This window comes from Pedobacter fastidiosus (assembly GCF_014306625.1).
Lineage (GTDB): Bacteria > Bacteroidota > Bacteroidia > Sphingobacteriales > Sphingobacteriaceae > Pedobacter > Pedobacter fastidiosus.
In genome coordinates, this window is record NZ_JACRYL010000008.1 from 103,015 (window position 1) to 103,360 (window position 346).

Consider the following 346-nt stretch of genomic DNA (forward strand, 5'->3'; position numbering starts at 1 on the left):
AGGTGCTGATACATCTGTAACTGACTCTTCAACTATCGTTACTGATACAACTAAAAAAGATACAGTAGTAAAAGATTCTACAGTAAAAGATACTTCAGTTAAAGTAACTACTGAAAAAACTGAAGTTAAACACTAGTTTAAATTCAATTATAGAAAAGGCCTTGAGGATATCTTCAAGGCCTTTTTATTTTTATTTAATTTTATTGGGTTACCTTTTTTAATTTTCGGTATTAAGAGTGAAATTAATTAATTACTAAAAAAATTCAAAAATGAAAAATGCATTCAAATTAGGCTTTTTAGCTTTAGCTTTATCTTTATCAGTTGTTGCTTGTAACTCAGAAAAAAA